Here is a 15,425-nt window from a genome sequence, read left to right as displayed (position 1 = left end):
ATCGGCTTTGGTCACTTCTTGAGCACCACCAACACATCCTCCAACTCCGCAATCATCTGCCGAATCAGCTGTTTGTACTGGCTGGACTCATCCTTGACCTCATCACTGGAGAGCCGTAACCGCGCCCCGCCAATGGTAAAGCCCTGGTCATACAGCAAAGCGCGGATCTGGCGGATCATCAGCACGTCCTGGCGCTGATAATACCGCCGGTTGCCACGGCGCTTCACCGGGTTGAGCTGCGGAAATTCCTGCTCCCAGTAGCGCAGCACGTGCGGTTTTACCGCACAGAGCTCGCTGACTTCACCGATGGTGAAGTAGCGTTTGCCCGGGATGGGGGGCAGCTCGTCGTTATGGCTTGGTTCCAGCATAGGCCTCTACCCGGGCTTTCAGCTTCTGCCCTGGACGAAAGGTGACGACGCGGCGCGCGGTGATCGGGATCTCTTCCCCTGTTTTAGGGTTGCGGCCCGGCCGCTGGCGTTTGTCGCGAAGGTCGAAGTTGCCGAAACCGGACAGCTTGACCTGCTCGTTGTCTTCAAGCGCGTGCCGAATTTCTTCGAAAAACAGCTCGACCAGCTCCTTGGCCTCACGCTTGTTAAGCCCCAGCTCCTCGTACAGCCTTTCGGCCATCTCAGCTTTCGTCAGAGCACCCATGCCGTTATTTCCTTAACGTGGTGTTCAACCTTTGTTCAAGCGAGGTGAGGATGGTTTGCAGGGTTTCATTCACCTCATCGTCGTTAAGAGTGCGCGATGGATGTTGCCAGGTCAAGCCGACGGCCAGGCTTTTTCTATCAGGATCAATGCCTTTACCCTGGTAGACGTCAAACAGCCTGAGGTCTGTGAGCCATTCGCCTGCATTGTCACGAATTACTTCAAGCACCGAGCTAGAAGCTACATCACGACCTGCGATCAAGGCCAGGTCACGACGGGTTTCCGGGAACTTGGACAGCTCGCTGAACTTCGGCAGGCGGCCTTCCACTACATCACCGAGCACCAGCTCGAAGACGAACACCGGGCGGTCGAGGCCGAGGGTCTTGGCCAGCTCCGGGTGGATGGCGCCGAGGTAGCCGACTTCCTTGCCGTCGCGCTCGATGCGGGCGGTCTGGCCGGGGTGCAGGGCTGGGTGCTTGCCGGCGACGAAGCTGAAGTCGCTCAGGGCGCCCGAGTAGCCCAGCAGGGCTTCCACGTCGGCTTTGACGTCGAAGAAGTCGATGCCGTCGCGACCGTTCGCCCAACCTTCGGGCTGGCGGCTGCCGGTGACGACGCCGGCGATCATCGGCTGCTGCTTGAGGTCACCGAGCTGGCCGACGAAGCGCAGGCCGCTTTCGAACAGGCGCACGCGGTCTTGCTGGCGGTTGAGGTTGTGCTGCATCGCCTTGACCAGGCCCGGCCACAGCGAGGCGCGCATGGCGGCCATGTCGCTGGAGATGGGGTTGGCCAGCAGCAGCGGCTCGACGCCCGGGGTGAACAGCTCGAACAGTTTCGGGTCGATGAAGCTGTAGGTGATGGCTTCCTGGTAGCCGCGGGCGACCAGCAGACGGCGCAGGTTCGGCAGCTCGCCGCGGGTTTCCGGGCGGGCTTGCGGGGCCAGGCGGGCCTGCGGGTAGCGCACCGGCAGGTTGTTGTAGCCGTACAGGCGGGCCAGTTCTTCGATCAGGTCGACTTCCAGGCTGACGTCGAAGCGGTGGCTTGGGACGGTGACCGTCCACTGCCCTGCCCCATTGGCGCTGGTTTTCAGCTCCAGGGCGTTGAGCAGTTGCTCGACCTGGGCGGCGTCCATCTCCATGCCGAGCATCTGGGTGATGCGTTCGGCGCGCAGGGTGATCGGCGCGATATTCGGCAGGTGCTGCTCGCTCACGGTCTCGACTACGGGACCTGCTTCGCCGCCGACGATCTCGAGGATCAGGGCGGTGGCGCGCTCCATGGCTTCACGGGCCAGTTGCGAGTCCACGCCGCGCTCGTAGCGGTGCGAGGCGTCGGTGTGCAGGCCGTAGGAACGGGCCTTGCCGGCAACGGAGATCGGCTCGAAGAAGGCGCTCTCGAGGAACAGGTCGCGGGTCTTCTCGGTGTTGACGCCGCTGTGCTCGCCACCCATCACGCCGGCAATGGCCAGGGCGCGGGTGTGGTCGGCGATCACCAGGGTATCGGCGCGCAGGGCGACTTCCTGGCCGTCCAGCAGGACGAGCTTCTCGCCCTCCTCGGCCATGCGTACGCGGATGCCGCCGTTGATTTCGGCGAGGTCGAAGGCGTGCATCGGCTGGCCGAGTTCGAGCATCACGTAGTTGGTGATGTCGACGGCGGCGTCGATGCTGCGCACGTCGCTGCGGCGCAGGCGCTCGACCATCCACAGCGGGGTCGGCTTGCTCAGGTCGACGTTGCGGATCACGCGGCCCAGGTAGCGCGGGCAGGCGGCCGGGGCGCTGACTTCGACCGGGCGCACTTCGTCGTGGGCGGCCGGTACCGCTGGCACCACCGGGCGGGTGACCGGCACGTCGTACAGGGCGCTGACGTCACGGGCAAGGCCGGCCAGGGACAGGCAGTCGCCGCGGTTCGGGGTCAGGCCGATCTCGATGCTGGCGTCGTCCAGGTTCAGGTACTTGCGAATGTCTTCGCCAACCGGGGCGTCAGCCGCCAGTTCCAGCAGGCCGTCGTTCTCTTCGCTGATCTGCAGCTCGGAAGCCGAGCAGAGCATGCCGAACGACTCGACGCCGCGCAGCTTGGCCTTCTTGATCTTGAAGTCGCCCGGCAGTTCGGCGCCGATCATGGCGAACGGGATCTTGATGCCTGGGCGGGCATTCGGGGCGCCGCAGACCACCTGGAAGGTCTCTGCGCCGTTGCTCACCTGGCACACGCGCAGCTTGTCGGCGTCCGGGTGTTGTTCGGTGGTGAGGATCTCGCCCACCACGATGCCGCTGAACTGGCCGGCAGCGGGGGTCACGCTGTCGACTTCGAGGCCGGCCATGGACAGGCGGGCGACCAGTTCGTCACGGGAGACTTGCGGGTTTACCCAACCGCGCAGCCACTGTTCACTGAATTTCATGCTGTTCTCCTGAAAGTTGCGTCGATTGGGCCTAGCGGAATTGAGCCAAGAACCGCAGGTCGTTGTCGAAGAACAGACGCAAATCGTTGACGCCATAGCGCAGCATGGCCAGGCGCTCGGCGCCCATGCCGAAGGCGAAGCCTTGGAACTCTTCGGGGTCGATGCCGGACATGCGCAGCACGTTCGGGTGGACCATGCCGCAGCCCATCACTTCCAGCCAGCCGGTCTGCTTGCACACGCGGCAGCCCTTGCCGGAACACATCACGCACTGGATGTCGACTTCGGCGGAAGGCTCGGTGAAGGGGAAGAACGACGGGCGGAAGCGCACGGCCAGTTCTTTCTCGAAGAACACCCGCAGGAACTCTTCGATGGTGCCCTTGAGGTCGGCGAAGTTGATGCCACGGTCGATCAGCAGGCCTTCGACCTGGTGGAACATCGGCGAGTGGGTGATATCCGAGTCGCAACGGTACACACGGCCTGGGCAGACGATGCGGATCGGCGGCTGGGTGCTTTCCATGGTGCGCACCTGTACCGGCGAGGTGTGGGTGCGCAGCAGCATGTTGGCGTTGAAATAGAAGGTGTCGTGCATCGCCCGGGCCGGGTGGTGGCCGGGGATGTTGAGCGCTTCGAAGTTGTGGTAGTCGTCTTCGACCTCGGGGCCTTCGGCGATGCCGTAGCCGATGTGGGTGAAGAACTGCTCGATGCGCTCGAGAGTACGGGTGATCGGGTGCAGCCCACCGGTGGTCTGGCCACGGCCTGGCAGGGTCACGTCGATGCATTCGGCGGCCAGGCGAGCGTTGAGCTCAGCCTCTTCAAAGCCGGCCTTGCGTGCGTTGAGCACGTCGGTGACGCGTTCCTTGGCGTCGTTGATCAGCGCGCCGACCTTGGGGCGCTCTTCGGCTGGCAGGTTGCCCAGGGTCTTCATCACCTGGGTCAGTTCGCCTTTCTTGCCGAGGAATTGAACCCGGATCTGTTCCAGGGTAGTGATGTCTTCAGCGCGTTCCACGGCCTCGAGGGCTTGGGCGACCAGCGCGTCCAGGTTTTCCATGTACAGACTCCAGATACGAAAATAGGGGAAGAGCTTTTGAAGGCTCTTCCCCTATCCGATGACGTTTTACACCCGACGGCGCAGGCGCCGCCGGATGATTGTCGTGGGTACTTAAGCCAGTACGGCTTTAGCCTTCTCGACAATCGCAGCAAACGCCGCTTTTTCGTTCACTGCCAGATCGGCCAGAACCTTACGGTCGATTTCGATCGACGCCTTTTTCAGGCCAGCAATCAGACGGCTGTACGACAGACCGTTGGTGCGGGCACCGGCGTTGATACGAGCGATCCACAGTGCGCGGAACTGACGCTTCTTCTGGCGACGGTCGCGGTAGGCGTATTGGCCTGCCTTGATGACCGCCTGCTTGGCAACGCGGAATACGCGCGAGCGTGCACCGTAGTAGCCTTTAGCCAGTTTCAGAATTTTCTTGTGACGCTTACGAGCGATGACGCCACGCTTTACACGAGCCATGAGTAACTTCCTCTATCTTTGACCGAAATTAACGTACGCGCAGCATGCGCTCGACTTTTGCCACGTCAGACGGGTGCAGCAGGCTGGCACCGCGCAGTTGACGTTTACGCTTGGTCGACATTTTGGTCAGGATGTGGCTCTTGAAAGCGTGCTTGTGCTTGAAGCCGGAAGCGGTTTTCAGGAAACGCTTCGCAGCACCGCTCTTGGTTTTCATTTTTGGCATGTTGGAACTCCGCATTCGATAAAATTACACAATAATCATCAGGCCTGCCGTGCCCGGGAGATTACTTCTTCTTTTTGGGGGCGATGACCATCATAAGCTGGCGTCCTTCCATCTTCGGATGCTGCTCAACGGTGCCGTATTCGGCGAGGTCGGTTTCGACCCGCTTCAACAGCTCCATGCCCAGCTCCTGGTGGGCCATCTCACGGCCGCGGAATCTCAGAGAGATCTTGGCCTTGTCCCCATCGCTAAGGAAACGTACCAGGTTGCGTAGTTTTACCTGGTAATCCCCTTCTTCCGTCCCTGGACGAAACTTGATTTCTTTGATCTGGATCTGCTTCTGGTTCTTCTTGGCTTCGTTGGCCTGCTTCTTCTTCTCGAAGAGGTGCTTGCCGTAGTCCATCACCTTGCAGACGGGCGGCACCGCGTCTGCAGAGATTTCCACCAGATCCAGCTTCGCTTCATCAGCGATACGCAGCGCTTCATCAATCGAGACGATGCCAATCTGCTCGCCGTCAGCACCAATTAACCGAACCTCGCGTGCCGAGATATTCTCGTTGATCGGGGCTTTCGGTGCAGTTCGTTTATCGTTTCTCATTTCACGCTTAATAGTCATTACTCCGATTCTTGGCGACCACGCCGGGAAACCGCTTGCGACAGCAGCTCAGCGAACTGCGCGACGGGCATCGAGCCCAGGTCTGCGCCTTCGCGGGTGCGCACAGCGACGGTTTGCGTTTCGACTTCGCGATCCCCTATAACCAAAAGGTAAGGGACACGCAGCAACGTATGCTCGCGGATTTTAAAGCCGATCTTCTCATTTCTCAAGTCCGACTTGGCACGGAATCCGCTACCGTTCAGGGCTTTTTCCACCTCGAGGGCGAAATCGGCCTGCTTGTCGGTGATGTTCATGATCACGGCCTGGGTCGGCGCGAGCCAAGCCGGGAACACGCCGGCGTAGTGCTCGATGAGCATGCCGATGAAGCGCTCGAACGAGCCGAGGATGGCGCGGTGCAGCATCACCGGGCGCACGCGACTGTTGTCTTCGGCGATGTAGCTGGCGTCCAGGCGCTCCGGCAGGTTCGGGTCGTACTGCAGGGTGCCGCACTGCCAGTTACGGCCGAGGCAGTCGCGCAGGGTGAACTCGATCTTCGGACCGTAGAACGCGCCCTCGCCCGGCTGGTATTCCCACTCCAGGCCCGACTCGTTCAGGGCGTCGGCCAGCGCGCCTTCGGCGCGGTCCCACAGCTCTTCGGAACCCACGCGCTTGGCGGGACGGGTCGAGAGCTTCATGGCGACGTCGGTGAAACCGAAGTCCTTGTACACATCCAGGGTCAGCTTGATGAAGTCGGCGGCTTCTTTCTTCACCTGGTCTTCGGTGCAGAAGATGTGCGCGTCGTCTTGTACAAAGCCACGCACGCGCATGATGCCGTGCAGGGCGCCGGACGGCTCGTTACGGTGGCAGGCACCGAACTCGGCCAGGCGCAGCGGCAGGTCGCGGTACGATTTGAGGCCTTGGTTGAACACCTGCACGTGGCACGGGCAGTTCATCGGTTTTACCGCGTAGTCGCGGTTTTCCGACGAAGTGGTGAACATGTTCTCGGCGTAGTTGGACCAGTGGCCGGAACGCTCCCAGAGGATGCGGTCGACGACCTGCGGGGTCTTGATCTCCTGGTAGCCGTTTTCACGCTGGACCTGGCGCATGTACTGCTCGAGCACCTGGTACACGGTCCAGCCGTTGGCGTGCCAGAACACCATGCCCGGGGCTTCTTCCTGCAGGTGGAACAGGTCGAGCTGCTTGCCGATCTTGCGGTGGTCGCGTTTTTCGGCTTCTTCGATGCGCTGGATGTAGGCGGCCAGCTGCTTCTTGTCGGCCCAGGCGGTGCCGTACACGCGTTGCAGCTGCTCGTTCTTGGCATCGCCACGCCAGTAGGCGCCGCTCAGCTTGGTCAGCTTGAATGCCTTGAGGAAACGAGTATTCGGCACGTGCGGGCCACGGCACATGTCGACGTATTCTTCGTGGTAGTACAGGCCCATGGCCTGTTCATCCGGCATGTCCTCGACCAGGCGCAGCTTGTAGTCTTCGCCACGCTGGGTGAACACATCGATGACTTCGGCGCGCGGGGTCATCTTCTTGACGACGTCGTAGTCCGTGTCGATCAGCTGCTGCATGCGCTTTTCGATGGCGGCGAGGTCGTCCGGGGTGAAGGGACGCTCGTAGGCGATGTCGTAGTAGAAGCCTTCGTCGATCACCGGGCCGATCACCATGCGGGCGGTCGGGTACAGCTGCTTCACCGCGTGACCGACCAGGTGGGCGCACGAGTGACGGATGATCTCCAGTCCCTCTTCATCTTTAGGGGTGATGATCTGCAGGGTGGCGTCGTGGTCGATCTTGTCGCAGGCATCGACGAGCTTGCCGTCGACCTTGCCGGCCAGGGTGGCCTTGGCCAGGCCCGCACCAATGGATGCGGCGACTTCGGCTACGGATACCGGCTGGTCGAACGTGCGTTGACTGCCATCGGGAAGAGTAATAACGGGCATGGCGCCTCCTCTCCTAGTGGTGACCCCTACCAAAGGTCACGTGGGTTGGGATGAGCCAGTACAAGATCCGCCCTGCCTTTCCCGCGGGAAAGCCTGCCTCACAGTGGCAGAGACCTTTCGGCCTGCCAGGGTCGAACCAGAGTGACTGGAAGGTAAAAGTTGCAGGCCGCCGGTGGCGAGCCGCAAGCCGAGCATGCTAGCACGCGGGTTGCACCGGGTCGCGGAAATATTTGGAAATTACGCCGCCGGGGTGAACTTGTACGGAAAATTTCCTATCAGACCTTCTGAAGCAACCTACTCTTGATGAGACCTTTACCCAAGGAGTGTCCGGTTATGCGACTTCAGTCCCTTCTGGCTGCCTGCGCCGCAAGCGCCCTGCTGCTGCCGCTGGCTGCCAACGCAGGCAATTTCCCCGCCGGCAAGGAAGCGCACTACATGACCCAGTGCCAACAGGTGGCGAGCGGCCAGGGCGTGGACGCGGCGACGGCGAAGAAGCACTGCGAGTGTGGCGCCCAAGCCATCAAAAAGAATTTCAACGATAAGGAGATCGATGAGCTCGACGGCAAGGACGGCGTTGACGCCAAGCTGATGCAGAAGGCCCGGCAGGTGGTTCAGGCCTCCTGCATGCCGAAATAACCAGGGTTAGCGGGCCATTTCACGCATCTTTTGCGCTGTATCAACATCCTGCGAAGGTAAAAGGCGCTAGATGCGTAGAAATGGACTATAGTGTCGTCGGTGCCACTGAAGCTTCGCGACATTGCACCCCGATAAAAAATCATGTTTCTGGAGATTCACCCCATGTCCAATCGCCAAACCGGCACCGTCAAGTGGTTCAACGATGAGAAAGGCTTCGGCTTCATCACTCCTCAAGGCGGCGGCGACGACCTGTTCGTACACTTCAAGGCTATCGAAACCGACGGTTTCAAAAGCCTGAAAGAAGGCCAAACTGTTTCCTTCGTTGCCGAAAAAGGCCAGAAGGGCATGCAGGCTGCGCAGGTTCGTCCGGAGTAATTTTCGGATAGCTGCAAAAAAACCCGCCACTTGTGGCGGGTTTTTTATTGGCTGCGCTGCAGCTTGTCGGAACCGGCTACCTTGAACGGTCAGGCTGGCCGCCCCCCTGTGGGAGCGGCCTTGTGTCGCGAAAGGGCTGCAACGCAGCCCCAGGATATCGGCGTCGAAGCAGAAATTGCCGGGGCCGCTTTGCGCCCCTTTCGCGACACAAGGCCGCGCCGACAGGGGGGCCAATACTGGGCTTGGATCAACCGCAGTTGACGCGGGTAACCACACCCTTGTCGTCGACATTCAGGTTCAACCGCTCGGAGCGGTATTCGAGGGTGATCATGTCGTGAGGCTTGAGGATGCGCGCCATCTGCGAGCCACTAGCCTTGCGCGCCTGCTCCAACAACTCTGGCGAGGCCAGCTTGCCGATGGTGAAGTCGGCGCCACTGGCTTCGCAGCGGCCATCATTGCCGGCCGGGGTGGCCTGGGTACTGCTGCCGCCCGAGGAGCCACCGGTGCTGCAACCTGTCAGAACGGAAGCCACCAGCAAGGTCGCCAGGCAAGCGCGGGTACGGAACATGAATCCTCCTAAATAAAGCCGGGAACTGCCTGATGCGACAATTCCTCCAGGCATTTGTTGCAAATTCGCACGATTCTGCCTGACTTGGCCACTTGACGCGAAAGACAATCGTCACCGGATTTTGCACCGAACCGTCGGTTCGGCCAACCGCGCCCCTTATGCTTAAGTCGCAGGTCCCGTCACGCAAAGGCATGATTTACTGCAAGAAGCGGAGCGCGAAACGCCTCCCCTTCGAACGCCAGGATGCGGTATTCGACCTATCACCCAGGCCCAGCGAGAACCGCCCCATGAGCAGCCACAGCATCGACGCCGATATCAAGGTCAAGTGGGACGAAGGCCAGAGCGCCTACAGCCCGAGCACGCCCGAAGAACTGATGCTGATCGCCGTCGACCTGCTGGTGCGCGACCGCGGGGGTGACGCGGCGCGCAGCTTCATCGAGCAAGTACTTGAGCGCCACGCGCCGCACGAGGCTATTTCAATCGGGCCAGGCGGGCGCTGAGCAGGTCGAAGAAGCCCTGGGCGTCGCCCTCCTCGATCCACATCACGTTGGCCGGTTGCTTGAGCACGCCGTACCAGTCGGCGATGGTCTGGCCGAAGGTCGGGCCTTCACGGCTATCGACCACCATATGCACCTGGCGCCCCTTGAACAGCTCGGGCTTGAGCAGGTAGGCGATGACGCTGGCGTCGTGCACCGGGCCGCCGGGCATGCCGTAGTTGTCCATGTCGAACTTGATGTAGGCGTTGAGGATGTCCACCACCAGCTTGCTGGCATTGTTGTTCACCGCCGCCAGCTGCTTGAGGCGGGCGTCGCTGGTGAGCACCTTGTGGGTGACGTCCAGCGGCAGGTAGGTCAGCTTGACGCCGCTGGCCAGCACCACTTCGGCGGCGTGGGGGTCGGCGAACAGGTTGAATTCGGCGGCCGGGGTGATGTTGCCGCCGTTGAAGTGGGCGCCACCCATCACCACCACTTCCTTGATGCCGTTGACGATCTCGGGTTTCTGGATCAGCGCCAGGGCCAGGTTGGTCTGCGGGCCGAGCATGGCCACGGTGATGCTGTGGGGCTCAGCAGCACCCAGGGTGTCGATCAGGTACTGCACGGCATTGCCGTTGGCCAGGGGCTTTTTCGGTTCGTGGACCTGGACGCCGGTCAGGCCTTCCTCGCCGTGGACGTTGGCGGCGTAGATCGGCGTGCGCACCATCGGCCGCCCTGCCCCGGCGTACACCGGGATCTCTTCGCGGCCTGCCCATTCGCGGGCCAGACGGGCGTTGCGCGAGGTCTTTTCCAGACGCACGTTGCCAGCCACGGTAGTGATGGCGCGGATCTTCAGTTCCTCGGGCGAGGCCATGGCCAGCAGCAGGGCCACCACGTCATCGGCGCCGGGGTCGGTGTCGATGATCAGGTCGCGGGGCGCGGCCATGACGGCGGTGGCGGCTAGCGCGGACATGAGGACGGCTCCTTGGAGCAGGGATTTGAGGGACATTCAGCACTCCTTGTTGCTAGGGGATGATTTCAACAGGGGCCGCTTTGCGGCCCTTTCGCCGGCTTGCCGGCGATCGAGGGCACAGCCCTCGCATTCGGTCTAAAAGGTAACGCCAGCCACCAGGGCAATATTGCTGTAGGGCTTGCACTCCCCCGTACGCACCACGGCCCGGGCCTGGCGACACAGGGTCTTGAAATCGGCATGGCTAAGCACCTGTCGCTGGCCCAGCTCGCCGCCGGCATGCAGCCGCTCGACCTCGGCCAACCCTGGCGGCAAAGCCTGGAACACTTCCTCGGCCAGCACATGGCGCTCGACCTGCATCTCGCTCAGCACCACGCGCAGCACGCTGGCGAAGTCCGGGATGCCCGGCGTCAGCGCCAGGTCGATCAGTTCCACGCCCGGCGGCACCGGCAGGCCGGCATCACCGATCACCAGGATGTCGCCATGGCCCAGCCCGGCGATGGTCCGCGACAGGGCGATATTCAACAGTGGCGTCTTCTTCATGGCGCCAGCTCCTTCAGGTAAGGGATCGAAGGCTGCGCGCCGACACGGGTCACCGACAACGCGGCGGCGCGCTGGCCGAAGCCGATCGCCTCGTCCTCGGGCAGGCCGCGCGCCAGGCCAGCGGCAAAGCCGCCGACGAAGGTGTCGCCGGCCGCCGTGGTGTCCACTGCCTGCACCCGGGGCGCCGGGAACTGCCGGCTGCCGGCGGCATCGACCAACAGCGCACCCTCACCGCCCAGGGTGACGATCACCTTGCCCGCGCCCAGCTGACGCAGACGTTCGGCCGCCCGGCGGGCGCTGTCCTGGTCCTCTACCTGCACCCCGGCCAGGGCCTCGGCCTCGCTCTCGTTGGGGATCAGGTAGTCGATGTAGGCATACCACTCCGCCGGCAGCGGCCCGCTGGCCGGCGCCGGGTTGAGGATCACGGTCTTGCCCAGCTCGCGGCCACGGGCCAGGGTCCAGGCCACGGTGGCGGTGGGCACCTCCAGCTGGCAGATGATCACCTCGGCGCCCTGCAGCAGGTGGTCGAAACGGCTCACCGACTCGGGCCCGAGCAGGCCGTTGCCGCCGGGAATGACGACGATGGCGTTCTGGCTGGCGGCATCCACCACGATCAGCGCCACGCCGCTGGACACGCCCTCGCACAGGCTCACGCCCTGGCAATCGACACCCTCGCGCTTCAACGCCTGGCGCAACTGCTGGCCATAGGCGTCATCACCGACGTTACCGACCATTGCCACGCTGGCGCCCAGCCGCGCGGCGGCCACCGCCTGGTTGGCGCCCTTGCCGCCGGGCGCGGTGAAGAAGCTTTCGCCGGGCAAGGTCTCGCCGCCCCGGGGCAGGCGCTGGGCGCGGGCCACCAGGTCCATGTTGAGGCTGCCGACCACCACCACCTTGGCATCCATGGGTATTCCTTAACGGTAATCGTTGAACAGGTCCGGGCGCGGCCCGGTGGATTCACGCAAAACGATGCGCGGGGCGACGATGCGCTGCTCGGCGCCGCCGTCGCGCCGTGGCGTGACGATGCGCGACAGCAACAGGCCGGCGGCGCTCTCGCCCAGTTCACGGATCGACTGGCCGACCGTGGTCAGCGCCGGGTACACGTAGCGGCTCAGTTCGATATCGTCGAAACCGATCACCGACAGCTCGCCGGGCACGTCGATATTGCGCTCGGCGGCGGCGCGCAACACGCCGAAGCCGATCATGTCGTTACCGGCGAAGATCGCCGTGGGCCGCTCGCCGTCGAGCAGGCGCGCCGCGGCGGCATGCCCGCCGAGGCTGGTGAAGTCGCTGTGCAGCACATGGCCGGGGGCAACGCGCACGCCGGCCTCGGCCATCGCCCGGCGGAAACCGGCCAGGCGCAGCTGGCTGACACCGGTGTCCACCGGGCCGCCGATGGTGGCGATCTCGCGGTGCCCCAACTCCAGCAGGTGGCGGGTGGCCAGGTAGGCGCCCTGCTCGTGGTCGATGCGCACCAGGTCGGCCTCGACGCCGTCCAGGGCGCGGTCGACGATGACCATCGGCGTGCGCACGCCGCTGAGGCTGTCGAGCAGGTCCTGGTCCTCGCCCACCGAGGCGACGATCAGCCCGTCTATGCGCTTTTCCAGCAACACACGCAGGTAGCTGCGCTGCTTCTGCGGGTCGTCGTCGGAGTTGCACAGGATCACGCAGTAGCCGTTGCGCTCGCAGGCGTCCTCGATGCCCCGGGCCAGCTCGGCAAAGTACGGGTTGACGCTGTTGGGCACCAGCAGGCCGATGGTGGCGGTGCTGCGCGCCTTGAGCGAGCGGGCCACGGCGCTGGGCACGTAGTCGAGCTCGGCGATCGCCGCCTCGACCTTCAGGCGCACGTGCTCGCTGACCGGGCGGGTCTTGTTCAGTACATGGGACACGGTGGTGTAGGAAATCCCCGCCAGTGCCGCGACGTCTTTGATGGTTGCCATGGTTTCAGTTCCGCCGGTTCGCGCGCCGGCTGCGGTAAGTGTCGAGTACCACGGCGATGACGATCACCGCCCCGGTGATGATGCGCTTGGTCGGCTCCGAAGCGCCGATCTGGGCCAGGCCTGCGGCCAGCACCGAAATGATCAGCACGCCGAAGAAGGTGCTGATGACCGAGCCGCGCCCGCCCATCAGGCTGGTGCCGCCGATCACCACGGCGGCGATCACCTGCAGCTCGAGGCCGGAGCCGGCGTTGGGATCGGCGGCTTCCAGACGGGAGATCTGGAACAGCGCGGCGAGGCCGGCGAGCACGCCCATCAGGGCGAACACCAGGATCTTGTACGGACGCGGGTCGATGCCGGCCAGGCGCACGGCCTCTTCGTTGGTGCCGATGCCGATCAGGTAGCGGCCGAACACGGTGCGGGTCAGCACCAGCTGGGCGGCGACGATCACCAGCAAGGCGATGATGAAGGCCGGCGAGATGCCGAAGGCGATGGGGTTGGAGAACCAGGCGAAGGCGTCGCCGATGTAGGCGGTACGCGAGTCGGTGAACTGGTAGGCCAGGCCACGGGCCATCTCCAGCACGCCCAGCGAGACGATGAACGAAGGGATGCGCCAGGCCACAGTGATGCTGCCGGTGACGGTGCCGGCCAACGCGGCCACGGCCATGCCCAGCAGCGCGGCAGGCAGCACGCTCCAGCCCCAGCCGAGGATCGCCACGCTGACCGTCGAGGCGGCCAGGGCCAGCACCGAGCCCACCGACAGGTCGATGCCGCCGATGATCAGGACGAAGGTCATGCCCACCGCCAGCACCATCAGGTCGGGGATCTGGTTGGCCAGGGTGCTGAAGGTGGCGTAGGACAGGAAGTGGCTGCTCAGCATCGAGAACAGCACGATCATCGCCAGCAAGGCGCCGGCCAGGCCCAGGTAGGTGCCCAGGCCGAAATAGGTGCCGCTGCGGCGCACGGGCGCGGCGCCCGACGTATTTGTTGTGGTTTTCATGCGTCCATCCTGGGGGCTGCGTCGTGCAGCAGGGCATCACGTTTCTGGTAGCCGGCGAAGGCGGCGGCAAGCAGTTGGTCCTGGGTCCAGTGATCACGGTCGAAGGTGTCGATCAGACGACCGGCGCTGAGCACGGCAATACGGTCGCAGATCAGCATCAGCTCGCGCAGGTCGCTGGACACCACGACGATGGCCTTGCCCTGGCGGGCGAGCTCGGCGAGCAGGCCATAAATGTCGAACTTGGCGCCGACGTCGATACCGCGGGTGGGCTCGTCGAACAGCAGCACCTGGCAGTCGCGCTCCAGCCAGCGGCCGATCACCACCTTCTGCTGGTTGCCGCCGGACAGCTCGCCCACGGCTTGGGCAGGGCTGGCACTGCGGATGCGCATGGCGCCGATCTGGCGCTCGGCCAGCGCGCGTTCGGCGTCGCGGTCGAGCACGCCGGCGCGGGACACGGCACCGAGGTTGCCCAAGGCAATGTTGGCGCTGATCGACTGGCTCAGCAGCAGGCCTTCGCCCTTGCGGTCCTCGGTGATCAGCGCAATACCGGCCTTGACCGCGGCCTTGGGCGAATCGATGACCACCGGCACCGGCGGCTGGCCGAGGGCGACCTGGCCGCTGTCGGCGCGGTCGGCGCCGTAGATCAGGCGCAGCAACTCGGTGCGGCCGGCGCCGATCAGGCCGGAGATGCCGAAGATCTCCCCTGCCCTGACCTCGAACGACACCTCGCGCACCTTGTCGCCACGGCTGAGCTTGTCGACCTTGAGCAGCGGCGCGCCGATGCTGCGCTGGCCGAGGTCGATATGCTCGCCCAGCTCGCGACCGACCATCAGGTTGACCAGTTGCTCGCTGTTGTAGCGCTGGATCGGCTCGGCGCACACCAGCTTGCCGTCGCGCAGCACGGCGATGCGCTGGGCCACGCGTTGCAGCTCTTCGAGGCGATGGGAGATATAGACGATGGCCACGCCGCGCTGGCGCAGGCGCTCGATCTGGGTGAACAACAGCTCCACCTCGCGGGCGGTGAGCATGGCCGTGGGTTCGTCGAAGATCAGCACATGGCAGTCGCCGATCAGGTTGCGGGCGATCTCGACCATCTGCTGGTGGCCGATGCCCAGCTCGCCCACAGGGGTGTCCGGGTCGATGGCGTCCAGGCCGACCTGGGCCATGGCCGCGCTGGCCAGCTGGCGCAGGCGCTTCTGGCTGACCCAGCCGAGGCGGCTGGGCAGGTTGTCGAGGAACAGGTTCTCGGCCACGGTCAGGGTGGGCAGCAGGTTGAGCTCCTGCATCACCATGCGCACGCCAAGGCGCTCGGCCTCGGCGCGGTTGCCGGGGCTGTAGGGCTGGCCGCGATAGCGCATCTGCCCGGTGGTGGGGATCTCCAGGCCGCTGATCAGCTTGGACAGGGTCGACTTGCCCGCGCCGTTCTCGCCGGTCAGGGCCAGCACCTCGCCGCCGCGCAGCTCGAGGGTGACGTCGCCGAGCACGGGCTGGGCGTAGGTCTTGCCCAGACCGCTGACGGCTAGCACGGTTTCATTGGCCGATACTGACATGGCCATACTCTCCTAGGTTGGCACAACACCCCGGTAGGCGCGGGCTTGCCCTGCGAAGCCGT

At 64.0% G+C, this 15,425-nt stretch carries 18 protein-coding genes; 3 read left to right on the top strand and 15 right to left on the bottom strand.

Features of this window, described 5'->3' with window-relative positions; all coding sequences use genetic code 11:
• Positions 1-11 precede the first annotated feature (11 nt).
• The 8 genes from ACVWZ5_RS08600 to thrS form a co-directional block, all read right to left on the bottom strand.
• Entirely contained in the window at positions 12-368 is a 357-nt protein-coding gene (locus ACVWZ5_RS08600; RefSeq protein ID WP_011533210.1) for a MerR family transcriptional regulator, read from the bottom strand.
• Entirely contained in the window at positions 349-651 is a 303-nt protein-coding gene (gene ihfA, locus ACVWZ5_RS08595) for an integration host factor subunit alpha (protein ID WP_009394049.1), read from the bottom strand. Before ihfA ends, ACVWZ5_RS08600 begins: the two co-directional genes overlap by 20 nt.
• Positions 652-655: 4 nt before the next feature.
• Complete coding sequence (gene pheT / locus ACVWZ5_RS08590) at positions 656-3,037, bottom strand: phenylalanine--tRNA ligase subunit beta (protein ID WP_186596247.1); 2,382 nt, start codon at positions 3,035-3,037, stop codon at positions 656-658.
• Between the two features lie 31 nt (positions 3,038-3,068).
• Positions 3,069-4,085 carry a phenylalanine--tRNA ligase subunit alpha gene (gene pheS, locus ACVWZ5_RS08585; RefSeq protein ID WP_028691467.1) on the bottom strand — a complete coding sequence of 339 codons (1,017 nt, stop codon included), beginning with the start codon at positions 4,083-4,085 and terminating at the stop codon, positions 3,069-3,071.
• A 111-nt stretch (positions 4,086-4,196) separates the two neighbouring features.
• Positions 4,197-4,553 (bottom strand): 50S ribosomal protein L20, encoded by a 357-nt coding sequence (rplT, locus tag ACVWZ5_RS08580; protein ID WP_003250671.1) that lies wholly within the window; start codon positions 4,551-4,553, stop codon positions 4,197-4,199.
• Positions 4,554-4,581: 28 nt separating this feature from the next.
• Complete coding sequence (gene rpmI, locus ACVWZ5_RS08575; RefSeq protein ID WP_003250667.1) at positions 4,582-4,776, bottom strand: 50S ribosomal protein L35; 195 nt, start codon at positions 4,774-4,776, stop codon at positions 4,582-4,584.
• Between the two features lie 61 nt (positions 4,777-4,837).
• The gene (infC, locus tag ACVWZ5_RS08570) at positions 4,838-5,389 is read right to left on the bottom strand and encodes a translation initiation factor IF-3 (protein ID WP_172402370.1); all 552 of its coding nucleotides are present in this window, start codon (positions 5,387-5,389) and stop codon (positions 4,838-4,840) included.
• Positions 5,389-7,311: a threonine--tRNA ligase gene (thrS, locus tag ACVWZ5_RS08565; RefSeq protein WP_096049896.1), complete on the bottom strand. Its 1,923-nt coding sequence runs from the start codon at positions 7,309-7,311 to the stop codon at positions 5,389-5,391. The genes infC and thrS overlap by 1 nt, the downstream gene beginning before the upstream one ends.
• A gap of 333 nt (positions 7,312-7,644) precedes the next feature.
• On the opposite strand from thrS, the gene ACVWZ5_RS08560 reads away from it, so the two are divergent.
• Together ACVWZ5_RS08560 and ACVWZ5_RS08555 are read left to right on the top strand one after the other, a co-directional pair.
• On the top strand, positions 7,645-7,947 hold the full coding sequence (locus ACVWZ5_RS08560; RefSeq protein ID WP_446846630.1) for a hypothetical protein: 303 nt from the start codon (positions 7,645-7,647) through the stop codon (positions 7,945-7,947).
• Positions 7,948-8,109: 162 nt separating this feature from the next.
• The gene (locus tag ACVWZ5_RS08555) at positions 8,110-8,322 is read left to right on the top strand and encodes a cold-shock protein (protein ID WP_007956027.1); all 213 of its coding nucleotides are present in this window, start codon (positions 8,110-8,112) and stop codon (positions 8,320-8,322) included.
• A 247-nt stretch (positions 8,323-8,569) separates the two neighbouring features.
• Here the strand turns inward: ACVWZ5_RS08555 and ACVWZ5_RS08550 are convergent, their stop codons facing one another.
• Complete coding sequence (locus ACVWZ5_RS08550) at positions 8,570-8,890, bottom strand: I78 family peptidase inhibitor (protein ID WP_280070479.1); 321 nt, start codon at positions 8,888-8,890, stop codon at positions 8,570-8,572.
• Positions 8,891-9,177: 287 nt separating this feature from the next.
• On the opposite strand from ACVWZ5_RS08550, the gene ACVWZ5_RS08545 reads away from it, so the two are divergent.
• Complete coding sequence (locus tag ACVWZ5_RS08545; RefSeq protein WP_062574426.1) at positions 9,178-9,390, top strand: hypothetical protein; 213 nt, start codon at positions 9,178-9,180, stop codon at positions 9,388-9,390.
• Here the strand turns inward: ACVWZ5_RS08545 and ACVWZ5_RS08540 are convergent.
• The 6 genes from ACVWZ5_RS08540 to ACVWZ5_RS08515 form a co-directional block, all read right to left on the bottom strand.
• Positions 9,362-10,372: a nucleoside hydrolase gene (locus ACVWZ5_RS08540; RefSeq protein WP_062574427.1), complete on the bottom strand. Its 1,011-nt coding sequence runs from the start codon at positions 10,370-10,372 to the stop codon at positions 9,362-9,364. The two genes, ACVWZ5_RS08545 and ACVWZ5_RS08540, sit on opposite strands and share 29 nt — an antisense overlap.
• Before the next feature lie 99 nt (positions 10,373-10,471).
• On the bottom strand, positions 10,472-10,876 hold the full coding sequence (gene rbsD / locus ACVWZ5_RS08535) for a D-ribose pyranase (RefSeq protein ID WP_050705224.1): 405 nt from the start codon (positions 10,874-10,876) through the stop codon (positions 10,472-10,474).
• Complete coding sequence (gene rbsK / locus ACVWZ5_RS08530) at positions 10,873-11,781, bottom strand: ribokinase (RefSeq protein WP_062574428.1); 909 nt, start codon at positions 11,779-11,781, stop codon at positions 10,873-10,875. The genes rbsD and rbsK overlap by 4 nt, the downstream gene beginning before the upstream one ends.
• Positions 11,782-11,790: 9 nt before the next feature.
• Positions 11,791-12,816, bottom strand: a complete 1,026-nt coding sequence (locus ACVWZ5_RS08525; protein WP_062574429.1) for a LacI family DNA-binding transcriptional regulator — start codon at positions 12,814-12,816, stop codon at positions 11,791-11,793.
• Positions 12,817-12,820: 4 nt separating this feature from the next.
• Positions 12,821-13,813 (bottom strand): ABC transporter permease, encoded by a 993-nt coding sequence (locus tag ACVWZ5_RS08520; protein ID WP_028691457.1) that lies wholly within the window; start codon positions 13,811-13,813, stop codon positions 12,821-12,823.
• Positions 13,810-15,363, bottom strand: coding sequence for a sugar ABC transporter ATP-binding protein (locus ACVWZ5_RS08515; protein ID WP_084941326.1), 1,554 nt, complete (start codon positions 15,361-15,363; stop codon positions 13,810-13,812). Before ACVWZ5_RS08515 ends, ACVWZ5_RS08520 begins: the two co-directional genes overlap by 4 nt.
• Positions 15,364-15,425 lie beyond the last annotated feature (62 nt).

It is taken from the genome of Pseudomonas sp. TE6283 (assembly GCF_054060555.1).
Note: the sequence above shows the minus strand (reverse complement) of the source record. Positions and strands in the feature narration are given on the sequence as shown.

Excerpts from the sequence above, each read along its gene's own strand:
- ACVWZ5_RS08600 (WP_011533210.1), bottom strand. The coding sequence starts at position 368 with ATGCTGGAACCAAGCCATAACGACGAGCTGCCCCCCATCCCGGGCAAA.
- ihfA (WP_009394049.1), bottom strand. The coding sequence starts at position 651 with ATGGGTGCTCTGACGAAAGCTGAGATGGCCGAAAGGCTGTACGAGGAG.
- pheT (WP_186596247.1), bottom strand. The coding sequence starts at position 3,037 with ATGAAATTCAGTGAACAGTGGCTGCGCGGTTGGGTAAACCCGCAAGTC.
- pheS (WP_028691467.1), bottom strand. The coding sequence starts at position 4,085 with ATGGAAAACCTGGACGCGCTGGTCGCCCAAGCCCTCGAGGCCGTGGAA.
- rplT (WP_003250671.1), bottom strand. The coding sequence starts at position 4,553 with ATGGCTCGTGTAAAGCGTGGCGTCATCGCTCGTAAGCGTCACAAGAAA.
- rpmI (WP_003250667.1), bottom strand. The coding sequence starts at position 4,776 with ATGCCAAAAATGAAAACCAAGAGCGGTGCTGCGAAGCGTTTCCTGAAA.
- infC (WP_172402370.1), bottom strand. The coding sequence starts at position 5,389 with ATGACTATTAAGCGTGAAATGAGAAACGATAAACGAACTGCACCGAAA.
- thrS (WP_096049896.1), bottom strand. The coding sequence starts at position 7,311 with ATGCCCGTTATTACTCTTCCCGATGGCAGTCAACGCACGTTCGACCAG.
- ACVWZ5_RS08560 (WP_446846630.1), top strand. The coding sequence starts at position 7,645 with ATGCGACTTCAGTCCCTTCTGGCTGCCTGCGCCGCAAGCGCCCTGCTG.
- ACVWZ5_RS08555 (WP_007956027.1), top strand. The coding sequence starts at position 8,110 with ATGTCCAATCGCCAAACCGGCACCGTCAAGTGGTTCAACGATGAGAAA.
- ACVWZ5_RS08550 (WP_280070479.1), bottom strand. The coding sequence starts at position 8,890 with ATGTTCCGTACCCGCGCTTGCCTGGCGACCTTGCTGGTGGCTTCCGTT.
- ACVWZ5_RS08545 (WP_062574426.1), top strand. The coding sequence starts at position 9,178 with ATGAGCAGCCACAGCATCGACGCCGATATCAAGGTCAAGTGGGACGAA.
- ACVWZ5_RS08540 (WP_062574427.1), bottom strand. The coding sequence starts at position 10,372 with ATGTCCCTCAAATCCCTGCTCCAAGGAGCCGTCCTCATGTCCGCGCTA.
- rbsD (WP_050705224.1), bottom strand. The coding sequence starts at position 10,876 with ATGAAGAAGACGCCACTGTTGAATATCGCCCTGTCGCGGACCATCGCC.
- rbsK (WP_062574428.1), bottom strand. The coding sequence starts at position 11,781 with ATGGATGCCAAGGTGGTGGTGGTCGGCAGCCTCAACATGGACCTGGTG.
- ACVWZ5_RS08525 (WP_062574429.1), bottom strand. The coding sequence starts at position 12,816 with ATGGCAACCATCAAAGACGTCGCGGCACTGGCGGGGATTTCCTACACC.
- ACVWZ5_RS08520 (WP_028691457.1), bottom strand. The coding sequence starts at position 13,813 with ATGAAAACCACAACAAATACGTCGGGCGCCGCGCCCGTGCGCCGCAGC.
- ACVWZ5_RS08515 (WP_084941326.1), bottom strand. The coding sequence starts at position 15,363 with ATGTCAGTATCGGCCAATGAAACCGTGCTAGCCGTCAGCGGTCTGGGC.